This is a genomic window from Oligella ureolytica DSM 18253 (assembly GCF_000373745.1).
Classification (GTDB): domain Bacteria; phylum Pseudomonadota; class Gammaproteobacteria; order Burkholderiales; family Burkholderiaceae_B; genus Oligella; species Oligella ureolytica.
This window is the reverse complement of sequence record NZ_KB892295.1, coordinates 1-23,417: the sequence shown is the minus strand read 5'-3', so window position 1 is coordinate 23,417 and position 23,417 is coordinate 1. Positions and strand designations below refer to the sequence as shown.

The following is a 23,417-nucleotide window of genomic DNA, read 5'->3' as shown; positions in this document are numbered from 1 at the left end:
TAGCAAGTATCGGTCTAATCGCCTATAGAGAAAACGGCGTAGCCTTCGGAGGTTACGCCGTTATCAGTTTTTTATGCTTGGCACATTAATTAATCATCAACATACCACGTGTCTTCAGAGAGCATGACTTGCTGATGACCATAACCAGCCGGCATCATCGGGAAGCAGTTTTCTTGGTTTTGGACTCGGACATCGAGGAAGTAAGGACCTTCAGAGCTAAGGCATTCCTCTAGAGCAGCATCTAATAGCTTAGGATCACTAACTGTCTTAGCCTCCCAGCCAAAGGACTTGGCCAGCATTACAAAGTCAGGCATCGATTCATTGTAACTATGGCTATAGCGGCCCTCATGAATGAGCTCTTGCCACTGACGTACCATGCCCATGTATTGGTTATTACATAAAATGACTTTAATCGGCGTACGATGTTGAATTGCCGTGGCCATTTCCTGAATATTCATCAAGATGGAGGCATCACCGGTAACACAGACAACCGTGCTGTCCGGGTTAGCGACTTGAGCGCCAATAGCAGCCGGCATACCATAACCCATAGTGCCTGCACCGCCTGAGGTTAACCAACGGTTTGGTTTATCAAACTTCAGATACTGAGCAGACCACATTTGATGTTGACCCACGTCGGTACTGACAATCACGTCTTTGCCCTCAATATTTTGGTTAATTTGACTGAGTAGGTGCTGAGGTAAAATGGCCGTGTCTGACGGGGTAAAGCCTAGGCAGTCCTTGCTGCGCCATTTATCAATAGTTTTCCACCAGTCATCCAGTAAGCTACGATCGATTGGCAAGGCTTTAAGCTCATTAAATAGTTGAGTTAGGATCTGATGGCAATCACCGGTCAGTGGCACATCGGCGCGAACTACCTTATCAATCGATGCCGGGTCGATATCTAAGTGAATTTTTAGGGCATGTGGGCAGAAATCAGAAAGGCGTCCGGTGATACGGTCATCAAAACGAGCACCGATACAGACAATTAAATCGGCATGATGCATCGCTAAGTTAGCTTCGAGCGTGCCGTGCATACCCAGCATGCCGACAAACTGCTTATCACTTGCCGGGAAGGCGCCTAAACCGATGAGGGTTAGAGTACAAGGTGCGCCGGTATAACGAACTAAATTGGTAAAGACTTCTGAAGCGGCAGGGCCGGAGTTAATTAGACCACCACCCCCATAAAATACCGGACGTCGCGCATTAGCAATGAGACCGGCAGCGCGTTTAATATTAGCCAGCATGGTGGGTGCGGGTACGTCAACAGATGGCTCCTCACGCTTCTCAACTTTCAGCTTACTTTTATCAATTTCCTGAATTTGAATATCTTTAGGAAAATCAATTAAAACCGGGCCCGGACGACCTTCTGTGGTCATTTGATACGCTTTGGACACTAAAGGAATAACATCTTCGGAGCGCTTGATCTGCGCATTCCACTTGGTCACTGGGCGAGAGATGCCGATGGCGTCACATTCTTGGAAAGCATCAGTGCCAATGGCACTTGTTGCGACTTGACCGCTGATACATAGTACCGGAATTGAGTCACACATCGCATCAAGTAGGCCGGACGTTGTGTTGGCCATACCCGGACCCGACGTGACCAGTACAACACCGGGTTTGCCGGTACTACGCGCATAGCCCTCGGCGGCGTGCACGGCACCTTGTTCGTGGCGTACTAAAATATGACGAATACGAGGCTCTGCATAAATTGCGTCGTATAAAGGTAAAACTGCACCGCCAGGATAACCAAAAATGGTATCCACACCTAATTCAATTAAGGTTTCAAGTAATGCTTGGGCGCCATTAAAACACAGTTTTTGTTGGAGGCTTTGTTGAGCTGTTTGTCCTTGTTGTGAACTCATATTAAACTCGCTTGTGGAATGTTTTGTGTCAGAAAGAAATGGTGCTAACTGATTAATTAGCTAACGGTTTTTTCATCTTACTCGATTTTACCCCTATCATAGTAGCTTAGCTTGCAATGCAGCAAAGCTAAGCTTAAACTTATAAAATTCTGATTGCCGCTGTAATTCAAGCAATTACCCATATTTAGTTTCCGATAGAGGGTTGTCATGAGCGTTCATACCGACGTTAAGCGTCTTACCATTCCCCAATTGCAAGCCATGAAAGGCGAGCAGAAGATAGTCTCTTTAACTTCCTATACTGCTCCGTTTGCGCGTATTTTAGATGAAGTATGTGATTTTATTTTAATTGGTGATTCAACGGCTATGGTTGGCTATGATATGCCTGATACCCTATCTATTACCGTCGATATGATGGCAAATCACGCTAAGGCGGTGGTCAATGCCACTCAACGAAGTGCGGTGGTGGTTGATATGCCCTTCGGTTCTTTCCAAGAATCACCTGAAGCAGCTTTTCGTCATGCGGCAAAGATGTTGCAGATAAGTGGTGCTGATTCAGTTAAGTTGGAAGGTGGAGTGGTTTTAGCTGACACTACTCGTTTCTTGGTTGATCGCGGTATTCCGGTATTGGCTCATGTGGGTCTGATGCCACAGTATTTTAATACCATGGGTGGCTTTAAGGCACAAGGACTAAGTGATGAAGCGGCCGAGCGTATTTACGAAGATGCCTTAGCACAAGAAGCTGCCGGCGCTTGGGGTATCGTGATTGAGGGCACGGCAGAGCCTCTAGCACGCCGTATCACCGATGCAGTTAAGATTCCCACGATCGGTATTGGTGCTTCACCGGATTGTGATGGTCAGGTGTTAGTGGCTGAGGATATTTTCAACTTAACCCATGGCCGTATTCCGAAGTTTGCTCAGCAGTTTAGTGATGTTGCGGCGGCAATTCGCGAGGGTGCGACTGCTTATGCTGATAGTGTGAGAGACGGCAGCTTCCCGACCTTAAATCACTGTTTTGGCGTTAAAAAGTAATGTCTAAAACTAAAAAGGTAGTTGAAAAGCGTTTTAGAAAACCACGCGCGATCCCAGGCGAACCGTGGGCTAAGGTCAAAAAATCAGCCGTCCATGGGCGCGGTGTTTTTGCTATCAAAGACATTCCTGAAGACACGTTGATTATTGAGTATACCGGTCGCCGCATCAGCTCTGATGAAGCTGACGATATGTGGCCGGTTAATCCCGACGATCCTTTTCATACTTTTTTCTTCTCCCTAAGCAGTGGCGAAACCATTGATGGTGGAACCAAGGGTAATGCCTCTAAATGGATTAACCACAGCTGCGATCCAAACTGCGAAGCGCGTGAAGGCACACATGGTAAGCGAGTATATATTTATAGCCTGCGCGATATTAAAAAAGGTGAAGAGCTGTTCTTTGACTACGGTTTGGTCATCGATGATGAGTTAACTGAAGAATTAAAAAGAGATTATCAATGCCTTTGTGGTAGTAAGAAGTGCAGGGGTACGATGCTGAATTTAACCTCTTTTGAGGTTGAAAAAGAGACAGAGTAAGCAGTTAGAGCTTTAGGTGATTGCTAAATGCACCTAAGATTTAAATATAAATCGCATATTTATGCAGTCGATCAATGACGCTTTGTACGTATAAAGGTGCTTGTTGCTCAGGGTTATCTATTGTCTGACTGGTTTGGGGCAGTTGCTTATGCTGACGCCACATCTGTTCTAAAGCGTCAGCCACTTGCCATGGGTTTCGTATCGTGTCTAATTGTTGGATCACAAATAATTCCGCATCATCCATCTCTGCGATACTGCTGCTATACCAGGCATTAAACTCGGCAATGTTGCTACTGCCTTCCGCACGTGCACTCATTAAGGTAGCCGCCCCCGGAATTAAGCCACTATATAAGTCCTGTAGGCATAGTGGTAAGTCTTCATAGCTGCGACTCATTTCCAATGGGAAGAGCATAAATAATTGTGTTAGAGCTTGCTCCGATTGCTTCTGATTCTTGGTGCTGACGAGCTGAAATAAATCACGACCTGAAATTGGTCGAGGCCAGTGTTGCTGTAGCAAAGCTAACATTTCTTGCATAATCGGACAACTCACATCGACGTATTTATCAAGGACTTGATAGCGTTTGGCCTGTGTATATGTGTTATCGTCGAGTGCTTCAAATGAAGCAGCAAATAGTAAATCGACTAAACGACTAAAATCGGGGCGATCAAAAGCTTGCTGAGGGTGTTGATTTGAGCTTAATAGGCTTTTTCTAAAGCTACGGCCAATGGCAAAATCCAGATATTGCTGCTGTTCAATTGCGGTGGAGGCACTAGCGCAAAGCTTAATTAACTCTGCGTTGTCAGCTAACTGATAATATTCAGCACACTCTATGTTGGGTTCTGCATCACCCACATAGCGTAGATTAGCTTGTTCAGCAAAATCAATCATATGCTTAAAGTACAAAGGATTATTGTGAAGTTCCAAATACTCATGCGCTAAATAATAATTTTGGCTTTCACAGTTGGGTAATTGAGTCGCTAGATACTCTTTTGCCGGCTGCAACAGATTATGAGAACTAACCCCTTCCTCTAAAAATGGAATGACCTCGCGAGCTTTATCTACTTTGTGTTGTATCTCTTTACTATCGCGACTATGCCAAAGCATCAATTCACGGAGTGTTTCGCGGGCTCGCCAACCAGGATAGGTATTAAAACTTAAATAAGCACCGCCGTTGGGAGATAGGCTTTTTTGAATCGCTTTAAACAGTTGCGGTTGCATTTGTTTAGGTATCCAGCTTAATACGCCATGAGCAATCACATAATCAAAAGGTGCTAAATCATTTGGCAATTCCGTCATACACATCGTGTGCATCGAAATATTGCTTAATTGAGCTCGCTTTACAATGTCCTGACCTTGGGCAATCTGCGCTTCAGAGATATCGATAGCGACAATTTCCGCCTCAGGGTACATAAACGCAAAGGGTAGGCTATTGCCACCGGATGCACAGCCTATTTCCAGCACCCTAGCATTTTGCACGGGAGGTAAATCGACCCCATACAAATAGGCCGCAGCGCGAATATAGGCTGGCGAACACCATTTAAATGCATGAGAATCATAGGGAAAGCTATTGTAAGACTCGGCAACTTGCTCAACCATTTGCTCTATTTTGGTCATTGGCAACATTAAGAAATAGAAAATTGGATAAAAAGAAGTGCCTATAGTCTAACATGTTGATTTTTATTCACTAATTAGCGCCTAAAACACAAAATGCCCTTTGCTAAATAAACAAAGGGCATTTATTATAAATGGACCAAACTTACTTCTCTAATGGTGCAAGCCTTGCATTATCTTTGGTCCTCAAGCGGTTCTGCTGCTTCTGTGACCTGGGTCGTTTCCACAGCGTCAGCACCATTGCCATTTGTTGAGGACATACTCATCGATTCTTCAGAACTGATACTGGCAACAAGTTCTGCCACTTTTTCTCGAGAAACTACACCGACTAGTTCGTCATCATCGGTAGTGACAACGACTGGCTCATCGGCATCCGTTTTAATCATATGAGGTAGTACATCTTCTAGATTAGCTTCACTGGAAATCGTTGCTGCTTCAACTACGAGGCTTGAAATGTCTCTAAGTCCGCGCTGCATACCCTCTTCTGCAGCGGAGAGCTTAATGATACCAGCGAAAATCTTACCATCCAGAACTGGTGCAAAACTGAGATTTAACGCCTTCATACGCTCATAAGCATGAGCAGGACGTGCTCGCATGGTGAGTTTTAATGGTGGCATATTAATAGCGTGCTCTGTATTGAGTGCTTTACCACGATTCACATCACGCAGGAAGTTCTCAATGTACTCACTTTCCGGTGATAAGAGAATATCCTCAGGCGTACCCTCTTGAATTAATTCACCATCTTTGAGGATAGCGATACGATTACCAAGGCGTAAGGCCTCATCCAAGTCATGAGTAATAAAGACAATTGTTTTGTTTAGACGGTCTTGAAGCTCAACGAGTTGGTCTTGCATTTCTCGTTTAATAAGTGGGTCAAGAGCAGAGAAGGCCTCATCCATCAGGATAATCTCGGTATCAGTTGCTAGCGCACGCGCTAAACCGACGCGCTGCTGCATACCGCCGGAGAGTTGATTAGGATATTGCTTTTCAAAACCACCTAGACCTACTTGTTCAAGCCAATAATAGGCTTTTTCATGGGCTTCTTTTTTGGGCATGCCTTGGGTGACTAGACCATAGGCAGCATTGTCCAAGACTGTCTTGTGAGGTAATAAGCCAAAACGTTGGAACACCATACTCATGGTTTTACGGCGGAAATCGCGTAGCTCTTTTTTGTTAAGGCTCATGACATCAACACCATCAACCAGGATTTGTCCGTGGGTGGGGTCAATTAAGCGATTAAAGTGGCGGATGAGCGTGGATTTACCTGAACCGGATAAACCCATAATGACGTAAATACTACCACCTTCAATGCTTAGGCTAATATCTTTGAGGCCCAAGGTGTGGCCACTTTTTTCTAATAACTCTTGTTTGCTCATGCCTTGTTTAACAGGTTCGAGCCATTTTTTCGGATCTTTGCCGAAAATTTTATATATGTTTTTTACTTCAATCTTACTCATTAGGCTTTCCGTGCTTGAATTCGTTTACCGTAAGCTTGCGTAATACGGTCAAAAATAACGGCAAGAATCACAATGCCAATACCAGCTAATAAACCACGACCAACTTCTAGGCGGTTAATACCTAAGAGGACTTCATAGCCTAAACCTCTTGCACCAATCATGGAAGCGATAACCACCATTGAGAGTGCCATCATCGTGGTCTGGTTTAAACCAGCCATAATATTTGGCAGAGCGAGTGGTAATTGAACACCAAATAGTTGCTGCCAAGAGTTGGAACCGAAAGAGCGAGAGGCTTCTAGGACTTCTTTATCGACTAATCTAATACCCAAATCAGTTAAACGGATTAGTGGTGGTACAGCATAAATGACGGTAGCAATAATGGCTGGAATCTTACCTAAGCCAAATAGCATCACGACGGGAATTAAATAAACAAAGCTAGGCATGGTCTGCATCACGTCCAAGGTCGGCAGCATCACGGAGCGAACGGCTTTAGACTTACCGGTGATAATACCTAGCGGGATACCTATTAGTACTGAGAGGGCGGTGGCCATAATCATCAGTGAGAGAGTTTGCATACCCTGTTCCCAGAGACCAATAGCTCCCAGTAGAAACATTAGGAAACCCATACCAATAGCGAAGCCAACGCGTCTACTAGCTAAATAGGCTAAGAGAATAACTGCAATGACAATACTCCACCATGGTGCGGAGCGTAAAACCATCTCAATCCAAACTAAGGTTTTGAGAAATGGCTGTGACATCGCGGTCAGAGCATCTGCATACTTGACGACTAAACCGTCGACAAAGCCGTCAATTGATCGTCTCGCGTCGCGAGCTGAAAATATTTCGGGAAACATAGTATTAATTTTTTAAAGTGATAAATAAAAAGTAATTTAATTTTTATTAAGCATTAAAAAAATTGCTTAGAGCGCTTGCTTAACACGCTCAGCAACATCGTTAGGGACCCACTCGGTCCACACTTCCGGGTATTTATTTAAGAACCAAATGGCGGTCTCCATTGATTCACTACCAGATTCTTCCATCTCTGCTAGGGTTGCACCGATGATCTCTATCGGCATCGTATTGCTATCAAAGAATGTTTTTAACTGGGGGGCGTCTTCAGCAAACTGCTTATTTAAGGCGACAAATACGGGATTAGTCGGATAAGCGGAAGCCTGTGGGTTTTGACAGTCGACATCGGTCAGGCATTTATGCTTATCTTCATCGTACTCAGGTAATTCGAGCTCAACTAAATCAAGTAGGCTGACTAATGGGGTGGGGTGCCAGTAATAAAACGCAATGTTATTTTTACGACGATAATCAGACATAATAGCTGCTTTTTGGGCAGCAGCAGAACCGGGCTGGTAATGGACAAAACTGTCATCTAAGCCTAAGGCCTTGAAAATATTTAAACTGACCACTTCGCAATTCCAACCGGCAGGACAACCGTAGAAACGGCCTTTGCCCGGTTCCTCAGGATCTTGAAACTCGTCTTTGTATTTAGCGAGATCGGAGGCAGTTTTTAAATCCGGGAATCGTTCCTGAGTGTATTTTGGGATAAACCACGCTTCGTAACCAACATATAAATCACCGGATTTAACGATATGTCCGCGTGTTACTGCCTCATCCCAAAGCGTACCGAGGCTGTTTAACCAAATTTCACTATTAACATCTAAGTCACCGCGCTCTAAAGCTGTTAAGGCTGTAAGCGTTTCGGTGGGCAGGATATCGGTCTGGCATCCATAACCATTTTCAAGAATAAAGCGTTGGATATCAGCGATGATTAAGTTGCTTTCCCAGCTCATGCCACCGAAATTAATGACGCGATCAATTTCACACACCGGCTCATCGGCTGTGGCGGTTGTCGCTGTGCCAAAGAGTAAAGCGGCTGTAGCGACCATAGTAGATAGTAATTTTTTTGTAGATAACATGTTAAAAGCTCCTCTTAGCATTTTTTACAGAGCGGCTTGCACGCGTTCTGCCACATCATCAGGGACCCACTCAGTCCATACTTCCGGGTATTGTTTTAAAAACCATTTAGCTACCTCCATGGATTCATCGCCGGATTCTTCCATCTCTGCCAGCGCAGCATTAATTGCCTCTATCGGTACTTTGTTGCTATCAAAAAAAGCCTTTAAGGTCGGCGCTTCTTCTGCAAATTTTTTATTTAATGCTGTAAAGATAGGAGTGTCCGGATAATCAGAAGGCTCCGGATTGACACATTCCGGATCACTTAGGCATTGATATTTTTCTTCATCGTATTCGGGTAACTCTAATCTCACGAGATCCAGAGAACCAACTAGGGGAGTGGGCAGCCAGTAGTAAAAAACAATATTGTTTTGACGACGGTACTCTGACATGATGGCTGCTTTTTGAGCGGCACCGGTGCCGGGTTGGTAGTAGACGAAGCTATCGCCTAAGTGATAGGCTTTAAATAAGTTGGTACTGAGTATTTCGCAGGACCAGCCGGCAGGGCAACCATAGAAGCGTCCCTTATCCGGGGATTCAGGATCTTGGAATTCATCTTTGTATTTTGGTAAGTCAGCGACCGACTTTAAGTCCGGAAAACGCTCTTGTACATACTTAGGAATAAACCAACCCTCGCCACCTTGGAATAGGTGAGTTGAACGAATCACACGGCCGCGTTTTTCAGCATCATCCCAAATAGATCCCATGCTGTTTAACCAGATTTCGGTATTAACATCTAAGTCACCTCGCTCTAGAGCGGCTAAAGCAGGTATCGTTTCTGTCGGTAGGACGTCGGTTTGGCAACCATAGCCATGTTCTAAAATAAAGCGTTGCACATCGGTTAGTACCAAATTTGATTCCCAACTCATGCCGCCAAAGTTGATCGTACGATCAACGTCACATTGGGGTTCAGCGGCAGTCGCGATGTTAATAGAAGCAAAGATTAGCGCGGTGGTTGCGATAATGATTGATACTAGGTTTTTAGTAGCTAGCATGATTAAGTCTCAGGTTATGAATTGATGTCGCAATGACGGTTGTATTGACATGCTGAAAGAACAACAAAGCCTGTGACGTCGTTTCAAGCCACAAGGAGGAGAGATTGAAATGATGATTGAGATTGGCGCTAGTATCCACACCCATCTCACCAGAAATCACGGTGTGATCAGTATTGGCTGCGGCTTGGTTTGCAACGGTAACGCCGTCTGCATTAAAGTACAACGCAGTAAAAGTAGTAGCCGTTGATAAAGATTGTTTGATAGATAGCATGTTATTGCTCTTTCAACTTTCTTTTCTTGGTCTTTTCAGTGTTGAGCTTAGGGCCGAAGCCCTTAAACTCAACCTTGGTTTGTATGCAACTACCTAGTTATAGTGATGATTGCACACGTTCAGCGACATCCTCAGGCACCCAGTTGGTCCAAATCTCAGGATACTCAGCTAAGAACCACTTAGCGACGTCAATGGAGTCGTCACCTGAATCTTCCATCTCAGCAAGGGTTTCGTTGATAACCTCTAGAGGTACTTCATTTTTATCAAAGAAGGCTTTTAGCTGAGGAGCTTCTTCAGCAAAGTCCTTATTTAAAGCCACAAATACCGGATTGCTAGGATAAGCCGTAGGCTGAGGATTCTCACAATCAACGTCGGTTAAGCAATTAAGCTTTTCTTGATCAAAAGGTGGCAGTTCTAATTGGACCAGATCCAATGAGCCGACAAGTGGGGTAGGGAACCAATAGTAAAAGGCAATATTGTTTTTACGGCGATATTCAGACATCAATGCGGCTTTTTGAGCTGCACCGGTTCCGGGTTGGTAGTAAGTAAAAGAGTCATTCAGATCCAAGGAGTTGAATAAGTTGGTGCTGACTACTTCACAAGCCCAACCGGCAGGACAACCGTAGAAACGCCCTTTATTAGGGTCTTCGGGATCTTGGAATTCATCTTTAAATTTGATGAGATCAGCAGCCGTTTTTAATTCTGGAAGACGCTCTTGTGTATATTTAGGAATGAACCAAGCCTCGCCACCAAGGAATAAATCGCCGGAACGAATCACCTTACCGCGGGCTTCTGCATCATCCCAAATCTTGCCCATGCTGTTTAGCCAAATTTCGGTATTTACATCCAGATCGCCACGCTCTAGAGCGGCTAATGCAGGAAGGGTTTCTGTTGGTAGCACCTCGGTTTTACAACCGTAGCCATTTTCTAAAATGAGACGCTGTACATCGGTTAACACGAGGTTGGATTCCCAGCTCATGCCACCAAAGTTGATGGTACGATCAACTTCACATGTGGGCTCAGCTGCTGTTGCGGTCGATACGGCACCAAAAGACAGTGCGGCCGCTGATAATAGAGAGGCTAATACTTGTTTTTTATAAATAGGCATTGTGAAAAGCTCCTTAAGTCTTACATTGTTCATACAAATAAATTCGTAGGTAACTGCGTACGCCAAAGAGTTTTTGCGGAAAACGACAACACTAATGTCGTCAATACAAAGACAGAGAAATTAATCTCAAAATTGACTGTTACTGTGGTTAAACTAATTGAATACTAAATCAATTTAATATAACTACAAGTACACAGAGGAAGTTTTATAGGGCTATAAGCATAACCCATCTATTTCCATCTGGCAAATTTCATTTCAAATTGAAAGTTGGTCATCTAACTGTCATAAAGCTCTCAGCGCTTAATTATGCATTTCTAAAACCCGTTTATAACCATCAACAGAGCCTAAATTGTTTACAATATTTAGTCTTAGAAATTTTTGGAAAAGCCCTTGATTCGTCTGGAAAATATATATAAGCATTACGAGAGTAAAGGTAGGCCAGTCCATACGGCATTAGATAATGTCAATTTACGAATTGAACGCGGTTCGATTTACGGCATTATTGGTCGTTCAGGCGCTGGTAAGTCCACCTTAATTCGTCTGTTAAACCTGTTAGAAAAACCGAGCAGCGGCAAGGTTTATCTTAACGGAGAGGATATTATTGCCTATCGCGGTACGAAGCTTCGCGAGTTACGTCATCGTATCGGCATGGTATTTCAGCATTTCAATTTGCTTAGCTCACGTACAGTACTCGATAACGTTTGTCTGCCTTTGCGCCTAGTTGGTGTGGGCAAAAAAGAGCGCGAAGAGCGTGCGATGGAGCTTTTGGAAATCGTCGGTTTAACCGAGCATGCGCACAAATATCCGGCACAACTATCCGGTGGCCAAAAGCAGCGGGTAGGTATTGCTCGTTCATTAGCTAATAATCCGCAATTGCTTTTATGTGATGAGGCGACGAGCGCGCTCGATCCTGAGACCACGCAGTCGATTTTAGCCTTATTAATGGATATTAATCAGCGCTTAGGAATTACGATTGTCCTGATCACTCACAGTATGGATGTGATTCGTAGTGTTTGCGATAGAGTCGCCGTATTGGATCACGGTCATTTGGTTGAAGAGGGTGAGGTGATCGATGTGTTTTTACACCCTCAGCATGAAACAACTCAGTCATTATTAAATGAAAGTAGCGGGGTAGACGCCGAAGCGTGGAAGCGTTTTGTCGCTGATTCCGGCGCTCACGTATTACGTTTAAGTTATCGGGGTGCGACAACTGCTCAGCCGCTTATCAGTCGTTTATCTAAAGAATTGGATGTCCAAGTGAGTATTTTGCAGGGTACGGTTGGACAGTTAAAAGATATCGCTTATGGTCAATTGGTCGTGTCCATTGAGGATGAAGCGACTCAACAAGCGCAAGTGACCGAGTTTTTAACTAATAATAATGTAGCTTATGAGGTATTAAAGTCGTGAATTTTGAACGAGTTGATTGGGGCTTAATTGGTGAAGCGACCATCGATACCTTGATGATGACCGGTTGGTCTTTGCTGTTTACGGTAGTGATCGGTTTGCCTTTGGGAATCTATTTGTTTTTATGTAGTGATAAGCAGCTATTGGCTAATAAACCGGTTTATCAGGTCTTGTCTTTGGTGGTCAATGTCCTGCGTTCGATCCCATTTTTGATTTTGCTGATTGTATTGATCCCTTTTACGCGCATGATAATGGGAACGGCATTGGGTGTCCCGGGATCTATTCCGCCATTAGTTGTAGGAGCTGCCCCATTTTTTGCCCGCTTAGTCGAAAATATTTTACGAGAATTGGAGCCGGGTATTTCAGAGGCGTGTAAAGCCATGGGCGCAACACCGCGACAAACGGTGTTTTATGCCTTATTACCAGAGGCTACGACAGGCATTATCAGTGCTGTGATCGTGACCGCGATTACCTTAATCGGCTACACGGCCATGAGTGGTGTAGTTGGTGGTGGCGGTTTGGGTGATATTGCGATTCGTTATGGTTATCAGCGCTATCAAGTCGAGGTGATGTTGATAACTGTTGTGATTTTAGTATTGATGGTGCAGGTGATCCAGATGTTTGGCGATCGCTTAGTCGCTAAGATGAATCGAAAATAACCTTTATGAACATATCAATATAGCCAAGGGTTATATAACTGATTGTTTATATGGCTTTTTTACTGGTTTTTATATATTATTGAACTATTCAATATCATCGGAGAATATGTCGTGAAATTAAACTCAATTTTTTCTGCCCTCACATTAACTGCGGCTGTTGCCTTTCAACCGGCATTGGCTGCTGATAAGCTAAGTATTGCCGCTACACCGGTACCACATGCTGAGATTCTTGAGCATGTTCAGCCTACGCTTAAAGAAGCGGGTGTGGATTTGGATATTAAGGTGTTTACAGATTATGTACAGCCTAATCAGCAAGTAGCGGATGGTCAAATTGATGTGAACTTTTTCCAGCATAAGCCCTATCTGGATAGCTTCAATCAGGAGCGTGGTACGGATTTAGTCAGCGTGGCGCTTGTGCACGTTGAGCCTTTTGGGGCTTACTCTAAAAAGATCGATTCAATTGACGAGCTAAAAGAAGGTGCTCGCGTCGCTATCCCTAACGACCCATCTAACGGTGCGCGTGCGCTTTTATTATTAGAGCAAAACGGCATCATCAAATTAGAGGACCCGACGAACTTATTAGCTACTTCAAGAGACATTGCTGAAAATCCTAAAAAGTTAAAGTTCACTGAACTTGAAGCCGCTACCCTAGCGCGTGTTTTAGAAGACGTGGACTTGGCTTTGATTAATACCAACTATGCACTTGAAGCGGGTTTAAATCCGCTAGAAGATGCACTCTTAATTGAAGGTGCTGAGTCACCCTATGCAAACCTAGTTGCAGTTAAAGCGGGTAATGAAAACGATCCTCGTGTAGAAAAGCTCATCAAGGCCTTAAATAGCGAAGAAGTGAAGAAATTCATCGAATCTGAGTATGAAGGTGCAGTGGTTCCAGCGTTCTAAATAATCGTCGTTTTTTTAAATTACCTGCTTAATTGATAAGTCATTAAGCAGAACTAACTCCCATAGGGCTTAGGTCTGGTGGGAGTTTTTTTGTCTGGCCATTGTGATAAAAGGCCTAGCGGAGTATGAGTTTTTACTTGTTTTTGTTAAATAGTGTTAATTGTGTTTTATCAGCACAACTTCAGTAAATAGTCAGTTTTGTAATTTAGAGTGAGCACAAAAGCCCGTGAAGCATGAGTTTCACGGGCTTTTATGTATAAAAAATTGAGTAATAGTGAGCATTTACAAGTTTCTTTGAACTTTGCGGCTTGTACTGTTTTTATGTAAGCTATTGTAATTCATAGTCTTATTTATGATACATAAGGTAATGAATTGTGATGTATTTGACAATAATTGAAGATTAATAGAAAAGTATATGAAAAATATATCATTTTTCTGTAATACAATGTAAAAAAATATTAGTTAGTCGACTGGAAGCCGTTACAGAATGAAATAAATATTCGCAGGGTGGGCTGTTCGGTTTTATCTATTTACTTGTCGTTAATGCAAAGTGTTTCCATATTTTGCATGACTTTTTTAATCAGGAAATTTATCGTGAATAAAATTTATAAAAGCATATGGAATGAGCAAACAGGGACATATGTTGCTGTTTCAGAAAACACTAAGGCGAAAGGTAAGCGTAGTAGTTCGGCTTTATTAGCTAGTGCTATTCTTGCTGCTGTGTTGGGAACGACTGCGCATGCGCAGGAGACTATCACGGTTGGGGTGGGGGATCCAGTCGTAGGGACTAAAATTGTCTTCAAAGATGAGACTGAGGCAACTACTACAACATTGAGTAATACTGGACTGACTACTAGCACAGGAGCATTTTCTGGTGCTGTGAGTGCCGAGAGCTTAAATGTGACCAACGTTGCTAACGTTGGTCTTTTAACTGTCACGGGGACTACAAATTTAAAGGGTGCTAATTTAGGTGGTGAGAAAATCACTAATTTGGCTAATGGAACTATCGGCGTAAACTCTACAGACGCAGTCACTGGTGGTCAACTGCATAGTGTACAAGAACAAGTAAATAAGGGCTTGCAAGTTCGTGCTAATGAAGGTACGGCAGACCCGTTAACTCTAGGTGAAACCCTAACACTAGCTGATGGTAACAATACGACCGTCGAATATAACGCAGATAATAACACCTTTAAAACTGATTTAAAGCAAGACATTAGCTTAACAAGTGTCACCGCAAGTAGTTTAGTTAAGGCAGGTAGTCTAGAGGTTGCTAACCAAGCAATTGTTGATGGCACCTTAGGTGTGTCAGGCTTGACGACCTTAAGTGGTGGCGCCAAATTAAATGATCAAAAAATTACCGATCTCGGCGTTGGAGTTATTGCTGAAGACTCTAAAGATGCTGTCACCGGTGGTCAGATTCACAACCTTTTCTTTGGTGAAGAGGCCGAAGGTATTAAATACTTCCGCGCTAATTCCACTGCAGGGACTCCCGTGGACGATGATGCACAAGCAATTGGTGATGACTCTGTTGCAATTGGCCCTGACGCTAAGGCAGAAGGTAACTATAGCTTTGCTGCTGGTGGTGGTGGTAAAGATGAAAATGGTGACTCGGTTGCAGGAGCGACTACTACTGAAGAAGGAGTGGGCGCCATTGCTTTGGGGCAGGGTGCGGTAGCGGGTGGCTCTGAAGTAGGCGCAGGGGGTGCTGGTGCGATTTCTATTGGTCGTATGAGCATGGCGAGTGGTACGAGTTCAGTGGCTTTAGGTGATGATGCAAAAGCTCAAGCTGCTAATGCAGCGGCTTTAGGTGCGAGTGCTTTAGCTTCGGGTGCAAATAGTATTGCGATTGGTGACTCTGTGGCGGCAGGTGGCAATTCTTTTGCCGCTGGTACTGGGGCTACAGCTGCTACGAATGACTCAATTGCACTGGGCACTAGCGCCGGTGATGGAACGGACGAAGAAGTAAATGATCCCGGACAACGTCATTCTTTCATCGCAATTGGAAAAAATGCTGGACAGAACATGGATGGTAATGAAATGATTGCCATTGGTGTAGGTGCAGGTTCAAACTCCAGTCAAAGTCAACAGGTTTCCATTGGTACATCAGCTGGTACATTTTTGAATGGGGAACGCAACGTTTCTTAAGGTTTCGAGGCTAATAAGAATGGAGGTTCAATAAATCATGCTACCGCTATTGGGGGTATGTCTGTAGCCAAGACTGATGCAGTGGCAGTTGGTTATGCGGCTAAAGCAGAAACGACTGCTGTCGCATTAGGTGTAGGTGCTCAAGCGAAGGAAGGTAATATTGCTTTGGGTAATAATTCGTTTGCTTCAAATGTAAGTGGAGCAGGCAGTATAACAGGTCAAGCTTTCTCAGGAACATCTGTTTCTGTAGGTAATGCGGAGACTGGGTTAACGCGCCGGATTACTAATGTGCAAGACGGGCACTCTGGCTATGATGCTGTTAACGTGCGACAGCTCGAAGCGCTGAAAGCTTCGCTAGGTTCATTTGAGCCAGAATCAGGAGGTAACGTCAACTATAACCCTGAGGGTAATACTATAAGTGTTGGAGATGCTACGGCGGGTAACCATGCTGTAAGCTTGCAACAAGCAGAGGCTTTGATTGCTGACGGAAAACCAAGGTTTTACAGTGTGAATCCGAATGGTGATTCGGCCAACGCAAACGGTGAAGGAGCACTTGGGCCTAACAGTGACAATAGTATGGCGATAGGTCACGCAGCAAGAATTGATTCAGCGGAGAAGGCTACAGCGGTAGGATATAAGGTATTAGTCAAAAGCAATGATGGCACCGCTCTAGGAAGTGGTAGCATTGTCGACGATGCAGCAGGGGTGGCTGTAGGTCTTGGGGCATACAGCCGTGGGATAAACTCACTCGCAATTGGTACTGATGCGCAAACAGAAGAAAAAGCCAACGGTGCCAACGCTGACAATGCTATTGCAATTGGCACCAAAGCGCGAGCCTCGGAGAATAGTGCATCTGCTCTAGGCCATCATGCGACTGCTTCAGGCCTTAAGTCTTCAGCAATGGGTTTTCATGCTAACGCTACGGGACCCGATGCCATAGCTTTTGGTAGCAACTCTGTAGCTAGTGGTAGTAGTTCACAGGCGAGTGGTACAGGTGCTCGTGCTAGTGGGGCTAATGCTCAAGCGAGTGGTACAGGTGCTCGTGCTAGTGGGGCTAATGCTCAAGCGAGTGGTACAGGTGCTCGTGCTAGTGGGGCTAGTGCTCAAGCGAGTGGTACAAGTGCTTTTGGCTATGCGTCTGACGGGATCGCTTTAGGTACAGGTGCAGTTTCAGGTTTTTTTGACCTTCACAATCAAAATCCTGAGCGTAATACGGCAGGCATTGCTATCGGTAGTAGATCATTAGCAGACCAGCAGCATGCTCTTGCGATGGGTGTGGAGGCCGAAGCTCGGGCTAAGTCGTCTTCGGCAATTGGCGATGGAGCTAAAGCGCAGCATGAAGGTTCAGTCGCGCTTGGTAGCAGTGCGAAAACTGCAGCTGCGGTGGGTTTTGAGACATATACAATCGATAAACAAACTTACACCTTTGCAGGGACCGAACCGATCGCTACTGTGAGTGTAGGTAATGACGAAGAAAAGCGTACTATTACTAACGTTGCTGCTGGCCACATCAGTGCACAGAGCACGGATGCAATTAACGGCAGCCAATTATTCCAAACAAACAAAGCAGTTGATGCGTTAGGCAATAATCTAGATACGGCAGGTGAGAGCGTGGCCAAAGCATTGGGTGGAACATCCTCCTATAGTCCAGAGACGCATACTGTTACGGCGGGTTTGACCGTGCAGGGTAATAAATACACTACCGTTCAAGATGCTCTGAATTATGTCGGTCAAGGTTGGAAAGTAAGTGCTCAAGGTAATAATCCAACAAATGTTTTACCAGGTGAAACGGTTGATTTCAAAACTGGAAACAGTAATTTAAGTGTTACCAAACCTGCTGATGCTGATGAGATTACTTATACACTTAGCAATGCTCTTGATTTGACTTCATCAGGCAGTGTGACTATCGGCGACACTGTGCTTAACAACAATGGCTTAACCATTAATGGTGGTCCAAGCGTGACGACAGCGGGCATTGACGCGGGTGATTTGAAAATCACCAATGTGGCCCCAGGCGATATTAACCCGATCAGCAAAGACGCAGTCAACGGCAGTCAGCTGAACAGCTTGGCCGATGAGATCGTGAATAGCTACGGTGGCAATGCCTCGCAAACCGGTGGTGACATCACTTTCACCGATATTGGTGGTACGGGTGAAGACACTATTCATGATGCGATCAAGCAAGTCAATGCAACGGCCAACGCAGGTTGGAACGTCAGTTCCAACAACGGCACCACTTCGGCCAATATTGGCCCTGACGGTACGGTTGACTTCACGGGTGACAGCAACATCACCATCGAGCAGACTGGTACTGATGATGATGCCAAGCTGGCAGTGAAACTGAACCGTGACCTGGATTTGGACAGTGTGACCGCAGGTGGCACAGTAATTAACGCTAATGGGTTGAGTTTTATTAATCTAATATCAGGTGAACCATTGCCAAATACGGTTGCTATTAAACCGTATGGCATTGATATGGGTAATAACAAAATTAGCAATCTGGCTGCTGGTACAAACAGTACAGACGCAGTTAATGTAGGCCAGCTGAAAGGTGTGGTTGAAGTCTTTGGTGGTGAAGCAACGATTGGCCTAGATGGCACTTTGATTGCGCCAACTTATGTGGTTGGCAATGCTGACCAAGAGTTCAATACAGTGGGTGATGCCATTAAAGAGTTGAACACGGGTTGGACCGTCAAGTCTGATGGCACCATTGGTGGAAATACGGATGGTTCAGCTATTCAGGCCAGAGATATCGTGGATATTGGTGTGAAAAACCCCGCTGATGAAAATCTGCTGGTTGAGTCCAAACAGGACGGTGATACCACAACCATTGACTTCTCCTTGAACCAGAACCTTAAACTAACCAGCGTTAATGCCGGTGGTACGCTCATCAACAGTGATGGCTTGAGTTTTGTTGATGCAAGCGGTGTTCAATTGCCTAATACGGTCTTCATTAAACCGGATGGCATTGACATGGGTGGTAATAAAATCACTAATGTTGCACCAGGCACAATCGGTGAAGATAGTACTGATGCGATCAACGGTAGCCAGTTGTGGGCTTTAGGTGATTCACTTGCGAAAGTCTTCGGTGGTAACGCTGCTTTTGACCCAGAGACTGGCGGTCTTACGATCACTCCTTATGAGATTAATGGTGAAGAGTTTGAGGATGTCTACTCAGCCATCAATAAGTTAGCTGAAGGTTGGAAGATCGACGTAGGTTCTGGTACTCCAGGTGAGTCAGGTGGTGAAGGTTCAGCTCCTGGTGCAGGTACTGGTACAGGTGGTCCTGAGTCTATTTTACCGGGTGACCAGTTAACTCTTGTTGCTGGTGACAATATCATCATCGAGCAGAAGCCTAAAGAAGACAAAAATGTCAACATTGAAATCTCAGTTAATCCTAACCTAGTGGTTGATTCGGTTACTGCAGGTCAGACTGTGATGGATGATAGCGGCGTTAAGGTCGGTGATAATGTTCACTTAGGTGATACAGGCTTAACGATTGTTGGTGGACCTACCGGTGACTTGGCATTTACTGCGGATAAGGTTGATGTGGGTGGCAATAAGATTCAAAACGTTGCCGATGGCATCATCGCTGATGGTAGTAAGGATGCGATTAATGGTGGCCAGATCAAGGAGATCAGTCAGTCTGTAGCCGATGCCTTCGGTGGTGGCTCTACGGTTAATTCCGACGGTACCGTTAGTGCACCGACTTACACTGTAGGTAATCAGGATAAAGTGGTTAATAACGTCGGTGATGCACTTGATATCCTGAATCAGGGTTGGACGCTTAGCGCTGAAGGCAATGATACTCAGGTTCAAGCAGGTGACAAAGTGAGCTTAGTGAATGATGACAAGAACATTGTCATTACACACGCAGCTGATAGTGGTACCGTGGCATTTAACCTCAGCGATAACATCCAAGTTGGTGAAACCATCACAATCGGTGGTGATAAGAACAACCAGACTGTTATTAACCAAGGTGGTATTACAACCAATACAGTTACTGCAACTAGTGTGACTACCAACAACTTTAACGCTGGCGGTGGCACCATGATTGTTAACGAAGGTTCAGTGGCTATTGCTGAGAACACGCATATCAATATGGGTGGTAACCGCATCACTAACGTCGCTCCAGGCGTTGATGGTACCGATGTGGTTAATATGAACCAGTTAGGCACAGTGGCTAATAGCCTCAGCCGTGATATCCGACGCGTCGACCGTGAAGCACGTGCCGGTACAGCATCTGCTGCAGCAATGGCTAACTTACCTCAGGCCTACTTACCAGGCAAGAGCATGTTTGCAGTAGCGGGTGCAGGTCACCGTGGTGAGTCTGGCTACGCAGCGGGTCTATCAACTGTCTCTGATAACGGCAAGTGGGTTATCAAGGGGTCCGTGGCTGGTAACAGCCGTGGTGACGTGACCTACGGTGCTGGTGTAGGTTATCAGTGGTAATCTCACATTAACGTAATACGAATTGGGGCAGTCAGTAGACTGCTCCGTTTCGGACAAGGTTTAACCATTTAGGAAAATAAAGTAATGAAATTTTTTCAATATAAAGCAAGTTTGGCTGCAGTAGCCGCTTCTTTGGCATTGGTGGCTTGCGGTAATGTGAGTAAGGTGCACTCTGACGGCACAACCGATGAACCCGTTTGGCCAAACGTTGAGCGTGTAAATCACCACAATGACATGGGTACCTTCCCAAATCTTGAGTCTTTAAAAGAAGTTAAAGCAGGTATGACGAAAGACCAGCTGTACTATTTGCTTGGTCGTCCGCACTTTGGTGAAGGTATCATCGCTGTACGTGAGTGGGATTACTTATTCCATTTCCATACACCGGGTCAGGGTACTAACGATGTGACCACATGTCAGTTCAAGGTATTATTTGACCGTGACGTTTATACTCGTAGCTTCTTCTGGAAGCCTGTCGATCCAGCAAGTGCTGCTTGCCCTCCGGGTTCGGGTCCACAGCGCTATACCGTGGCGTCGGATGCGTTATTTGCTTTTGACCAAGCAACATTATCGCAAAATGGTCGTCAGCGTATCAGTGGGTTAGCCAATGAGCTTCGTAGCTTTGATGAGCTTAACGAAGTAGTTGTTTATGGTCATACCGATCGCCTAGGTTCTGATGCTTATAACATGGGTTTATCTCAGCGCCGTGCTGAAGCTGTACGTCAGCTCTTAGTTCAAGAAGGCGTGCCTTCGCACCTAATCCGCGCCCAAGGTCTGGGTAAGAACCAACCAGTGGTTCAGTGTGAAAATGCTAACCGCAACGAATTAGTTGCTTGCTTAGCACCTAACCGCCGTGTTGAAGTAACGGTTAATGGCTCAGGACTCGTTAAATAGTTTAACTAACGTCCAGTAGGTATTAGCAGAGACAGCTCCTCAATTCGATTTGGATTGAGGAGCTGTTTTGTTGTGTGGGTGGCTATTTAGCGGATGCTTACGTTATACTGTTATGTCAAAAAACTAGGGTCATACTGATGGATATTCGTAGCCTGCATTTACAAAACTTTGGACGTTTCCAAGACTTAACCGTGCAATTTGCTCCTACGGAGGAAGTGCAAGGCAAGGTAACTGTATTTATTGGTAATAATGGCGCTGGCAAAACCTCGATTCTTAAAGCCTTAGCGACCAATTTAAGCTGGTTTGTTGCACGTATGCGCAGTGAAAAAGGCAATGGCACTTCTTTTCCTGAAATCGTGATTTCCAAGTATGGACCATCTGCTCAGGCAACGATTGAGATCGTTGATGAACAAGAAAATAGCTACTCATGGGCTTTAGCTAAAACAGAGCAAGGAAAAAAATCAACTTTCTCTTCGAGTCTTGCAGATGCTACTCGCTTAGCAAATATTTATCGTGAAAAATTTACAGCTGATGATGATAGTAGTTTACCACTGATTGCATTTTATTCTGTAGAGCGAGTGGTACTGGATGTACCACTTAAAATTCGTGGCAGACATAGTTTTTTGCAATTAGATGGTTATGATAACTCGCTTACTCAGGGAGTTGACTTTCGTCGATTCTTTGAGTGGTTTAGAGAGCGGGAAGATAGTGAAAATGAATCTAGTGTCTCTCAGGATGTGCTCGATCAAGTACAAGAAAAACATGGACAAGATCACATTTTATGGAAAACTTTAAATAAATTAATTGTTTCATCTAAAGACAGACAGCTCACAGCAGTGCGTACAGCAATAAATCATTTTATTCCTGAGTTTAGCAATCTCCGAGTCCGCAGGAAGCCCCGCTTGCACATGTCTGTGGATAAGAATGGTGAAACGCTTGATGTATTGCAGCTATCTCAGGGTGAGAAATCATTAATGGCCTTAGTAGGAGATATTGCACGACGTTTGGCCATGATGAATCCGAGTTTGGATAATCCATTAGAGGGAGATGGTATCGTATTAATTGATGAGGTTGATTTACACCTTCATCCTCAATGGCAGCGAAAAATTATTCAACGCCTGACGGCGACTTTCCCAAACTGTCAGTTTGTGCTGACCACACATTCACCATTAGTGATTAGTGATAGTAAAAATATGTTGGTCTACTCACTCGATAATGGTGAGTTAAGTCAACTTCCTTCTCAATATGGTCTAGATGTAAATACCGTGTTGATTTCAGCAATGGATACGCCAAGCCGTAATATTAAAATAGATGCAGATCTTAATAATTTATTGGATTTAATTCAGGATAATAAGCTAGAAAAAGCCAGGGAGCTACTTACTGAGCTCGAAGAAGAGCTTATTCAAGAAAACTCAGCGGAGAACATTGAGTTGATAAAAGCTCGTTTATTGCTACGTAAACAGGAGTTACGTGGTGAGAAAAATTAATAAACAGCAAACGCCTGGCAGTTTGACATTATTTAAACAAAAATCGCCTAATGCAATGTATGGTAATCTGTCGCCAAAGCTAAGGCAGGATATTCGCGAAGCGTGCACAGCAGAACAGTTTTACCTTTGTGCTTATTGCTGCAAGCAAATAACAGGTAAGAATATAGACACCTTGAATGAGCATATTGAACCACAAGATTTAGCACCTAATCGAACACTTGATTTTAATAACATCATTGCTAGTTGTACTACCAGAGATCAGTGTGATTTTACCCATAAAAATCAACGTTTGCCACTGACGCCATTGATGGATGAATGTGAGACAGCGGTATTTGTCAAGATAGTTGTCACTCATGCATAAATTTTAAGCTGCTTTTTTTACTCTTAAATCATTCTCCGGATTTAACGTGACGACACCTAAAGGGGTGCAGTTTCTTACTGCACGTGAACCCCAGCGCATTGGATTATCTCTTTTGGCATTCGCTAGCACTTTGTGCCGCTTTGCTAGTATTTCACGGTCTTTGCCCTCATGGCGTTGCTGTGGTGTTACGTAATTAAGCTGACTGTGACGATGCACAGTGTTGTACCATTGCACAAAGCGTAAGACCCATGCTCTGGTGTCATCTAAGGAGGCAAAGCCTGATGAT

The 23,417-nt window shown here is 44.4% G+C and carries 19 protein-coding genes; 10 read left to right on the top strand and 9 right to left on the bottom strand.

Annotation, left to right across the window (positions count from 1 at the left end; translation table 11 throughout):
- Positions 1–89: 89 nt before the first annotated feature.
- Positions 90–1,862: a biosynthetic-type acetolactate synthase large subunit gene (gene ilvB, locus B092_RS0105600; RefSeq protein WP_018574271.1), complete on the bottom strand. Its 1,773-nt coding sequence runs from the start codon at positions 1,860–1,862 to the stop codon at positions 90–92.
- Between the two features lie 207 nt (positions 1,863–2,069).
- Between ilvB and panB the strand changes: the two genes are divergently transcribed.
- Positions 2,070–2,891, top strand: coding sequence for a 3-methyl-2-oxobutanoate hydroxymethyltransferase (panB, locus tag B092_RS0105595; RefSeq protein ID WP_018574270.1), 822 nt, complete (start codon positions 2,070–2,072; stop codon positions 2,889–2,891).
- Complete coding sequence (locus B092_RS0105590; protein WP_018574269.1) at positions 2,891–3,424, top strand: SET domain-containing protein; 534 nt, start codon at positions 2,891–2,893, stop codon at positions 3,422–3,424. The genes panB and B092_RS0105590 overlap by 1 nt, the downstream gene beginning before the upstream one ends.
- 40 nt (positions 3,425–3,464) lie before the next feature.
- Here B092_RS0105590 and B092_RS14685 read toward each other — a convergent pair whose 3' ends face one another.
- The 7 genes from B092_RS14685 to B092_RS0105555 form a co-directional block, all read right to left on the bottom strand.
- Positions 3,465–5,039 (bottom strand): class I SAM-dependent methyltransferase, encoded by a 1,575-nt coding sequence (locus tag B092_RS14685; RefSeq protein ID WP_160115313.1) that lies wholly within the window; start codon positions 5,037–5,039, stop codon positions 3,465–3,467.
- Positions 5,040–5,209: 170 nt separating this feature from the next.
- Entirely contained in the window at positions 5,210–6,493 is a 1,284-nt protein-coding gene (locus B092_RS0105580; RefSeq protein WP_018574267.1) for a quaternary amine ABC transporter ATP-binding protein, read from the bottom strand.
- Positions 6,493–7,347: an ABC transporter permease gene (locus tag B092_RS0105575; RefSeq protein ID WP_018574266.1), complete on the bottom strand. Its 855-nt coding sequence runs from the start codon at positions 7,345–7,347 to the stop codon at positions 6,493–6,495. The genes B092_RS0105580 and B092_RS0105575 overlap by 1 nt, the downstream gene beginning before the upstream one ends.
- Positions 7,348–7,413: 66 nt before the next feature.
- On the bottom strand, positions 7,414–8,421 hold the full coding sequence (locus tag B092_RS0105570; protein ID WP_018574265.1) for an ABC transporter substrate-binding protein: 1,008 nt from the start codon (positions 8,419–8,421) through the stop codon (positions 7,414–7,416).
- A 24-nt stretch (positions 8,422–8,445) separates the two neighbouring features.
- Complete coding sequence (locus B092_RS0105565) at positions 8,446–9,453, bottom strand: ABC transporter substrate-binding protein (RefSeq protein ID WP_018574264.1); 1,008 nt, start codon at positions 9,451–9,453, stop codon at positions 8,446–8,448.
- Positions 9,440–9,724 (bottom strand): hypothetical protein, encoded by a 285-nt coding sequence (locus B092_RS0105560; protein WP_018574263.1) that lies wholly within the window; start codon positions 9,722–9,724, stop codon positions 9,440–9,442. Before B092_RS0105560 ends, B092_RS0105565 begins: the two co-directional genes overlap by 14 nt.
- 97 nt (positions 9,725–9,821) lie before the next feature.
- A complete protein-coding gene (locus B092_RS0105555; protein WP_018574262.1) occupies positions 9,822–10,832 on the bottom strand; it encodes an ABC transporter substrate-binding protein in 1,011 nt (336 codons plus the stop codon).
- 390 nt (positions 10,833–11,222) lie between these two features.
- Between B092_RS0105555 and B092_RS0105550 the strand changes: the two genes are divergently transcribed.
- The 8 genes from B092_RS0105550 to B092_RS0105515 all read left to right on the top strand — a co-directional run bounded on the left by B092_RS0105550 (position 11,223) and on the right by B092_RS0105515 (position 23,131).
- Positions 11,223–12,239: a methionine ABC transporter ATP-binding protein gene (locus B092_RS0105550; RefSeq protein WP_018574261.1), complete on the top strand. Its 1,017-nt coding sequence runs from the start codon at positions 11,223–11,225 to the stop codon at positions 12,237–12,239.
- Entirely contained in the window at positions 12,236–12,895 is a 660-nt protein-coding gene (locus B092_RS0105545; RefSeq protein ID WP_018574260.1) for a methionine ABC transporter permease, read from the top strand. The genes B092_RS0105550 and B092_RS0105545 overlap by 4 nt, the downstream gene beginning before the upstream one ends.
- 111 nt (positions 12,896–13,006) lie before the next feature.
- Positions 13,007–13,795 carry a MetQ/NlpA family ABC transporter substrate-binding protein gene (locus B092_RS0105540; RefSeq protein WP_018574259.1) on the top strand — a complete coding sequence of 263 codons (789 nt, stop codon included), beginning with the start codon at positions 13,007–13,009 and terminating at the stop codon, positions 13,793–13,795.
- Positions 13,796–14,389: 594 nt separating this feature from the next.
- Positions 14,390–15,940 (top strand): ESPR-type extended signal peptide-containing protein, encoded by a 1,551-nt coding sequence (locus B092_RS0105535; protein WP_018574258.1) that lies wholly within the window; start codon positions 14,390–14,392, stop codon positions 15,938–15,940.
- A 57-nt stretch (positions 15,941–15,997) separates the two neighbouring features.
- Positions 15,998–20,392: a YadA-like family protein gene (locus B092_RS0105530; RefSeq protein WP_018574257.1), complete on the top strand. Its 4,395-nt coding sequence runs from the start codon at positions 15,998–16,000 to the stop codon at positions 20,390–20,392.
- Positions 20,393–20,476: 84 nt separating this feature from the next.
- Positions 20,477–21,283 (top strand): OmpA family protein, encoded by an 807-nt coding sequence (locus B092_RS0105525; RefSeq protein ID WP_018574256.1) that lies wholly within the window; start codon positions 20,477–20,479, stop codon positions 21,281–21,283.
- Between the two features lie 137 nt (positions 21,284–21,420).
- Positions 21,421–22,770, top strand: a complete 1,350-nt coding sequence (locus B092_RS0105520; protein WP_018574255.1) for an AAA family ATPase — start codon at positions 21,421–21,423, stop codon at positions 22,768–22,770.
- Positions 22,757–23,131 carry an HNH endonuclease family protein gene (locus B092_RS0105515; RefSeq protein ID WP_018574254.1) on the top strand — a complete coding sequence of 125 codons (375 nt, stop codon included), beginning with the start codon at positions 22,757–22,759 and terminating at the stop codon, positions 23,129–23,131. The genes B092_RS0105520 and B092_RS0105515 overlap by 14 nt, the downstream gene beginning before the upstream one ends.
- 3 nt (positions 23,132–23,134) lie before the next feature.
- On the opposite strand, the gene B092_RS0105510 is transcribed toward B092_RS0105515, so the two are convergent.
- The coding region (locus B092_RS0105510) for an integrase core domain-containing protein (protein WP_018574253.1) at positions 23,135–23,417 on the bottom strand (283 nt) is incomplete at its 5' end.

Excerpts from the sequence above, each read along its gene's own strand:
- ilvB (WP_018574271.1), bottom strand. The coding sequence starts at position 1,862 with ATGAGTTCACAACAAGGACAAACAGCTCAACAAAGCCTCCAACAAAAA.
- panB (WP_018574270.1), top strand. The coding sequence starts at position 2,070 with ATGAGCGTTCATACCGACGTTAAGCGTCTTACCATTCCCCAATTGCAA.
- B092_RS0105590 (WP_018574269.1), top strand. The coding sequence starts at position 2,891 with ATGTCTAAAACTAAAAAGGTAGTTGAAAAGCGTTTTAGAAAACCACGC.
- B092_RS14685 (WP_160115313.1), bottom strand. The coding sequence starts at position 5,039 with ATGACCAAAATAGAGCAAATGGTTGAGCAAGTTGCCGAGTCTTACAAT.
- B092_RS0105580 (WP_018574267.1), bottom strand. The coding sequence starts at position 6,493 with ATGAGTAAGATTGAAGTAAAAAACATATATAAAATTTTCGGCAAAGAT.
- B092_RS0105575 (WP_018574266.1), bottom strand. The coding sequence starts at position 7,347 with ATGTTTCCCGAAATATTTTCAGCTCGCGACGCGAGACGATCAATTGAC.
- B092_RS0105570 (WP_018574265.1), bottom strand. The coding sequence starts at position 8,421 with ATGTTATCTACAAAAAAATTACTATCTACTATGGTCGCTACAGCCGCT.
- B092_RS0105565 (WP_018574264.1), bottom strand. The coding sequence starts at position 9,453 with ATGCTAGCTACTAAAAACCTAGTATCAATCATTATCGCAACCACCGCG.
- B092_RS0105560 (WP_018574263.1), bottom strand. The coding sequence starts at position 9,724 with ATGCTATCTATCAAACAATCTTTATCAACGGCTACTACTTTTACTGCG.
- B092_RS0105555 (WP_018574262.1), bottom strand. The coding sequence starts at position 10,832 with ATGCCTATTTATAAAAAACAAGTATTAGCCTCTCTATTATCAGCGGCC.
- B092_RS0105530 (WP_018574257.1), top strand. The coding sequence starts at position 15,998 with ATGTCTGTAGCCAAGACTGATGCAGTGGCAGTTGGTTATGCGGCTAAA.
- B092_RS0105525 (WP_018574256.1), top strand. The coding sequence starts at position 20,477 with ATGAAATTTTTTCAATATAAAGCAAGTTTGGCTGCAGTAGCCGCTTCT.
- B092_RS0105520 (WP_018574255.1), top strand. The coding sequence starts at position 21,421 with ATGGATATTCGTAGCCTGCATTTACAAAACTTTGGACGTTTCCAAGAC.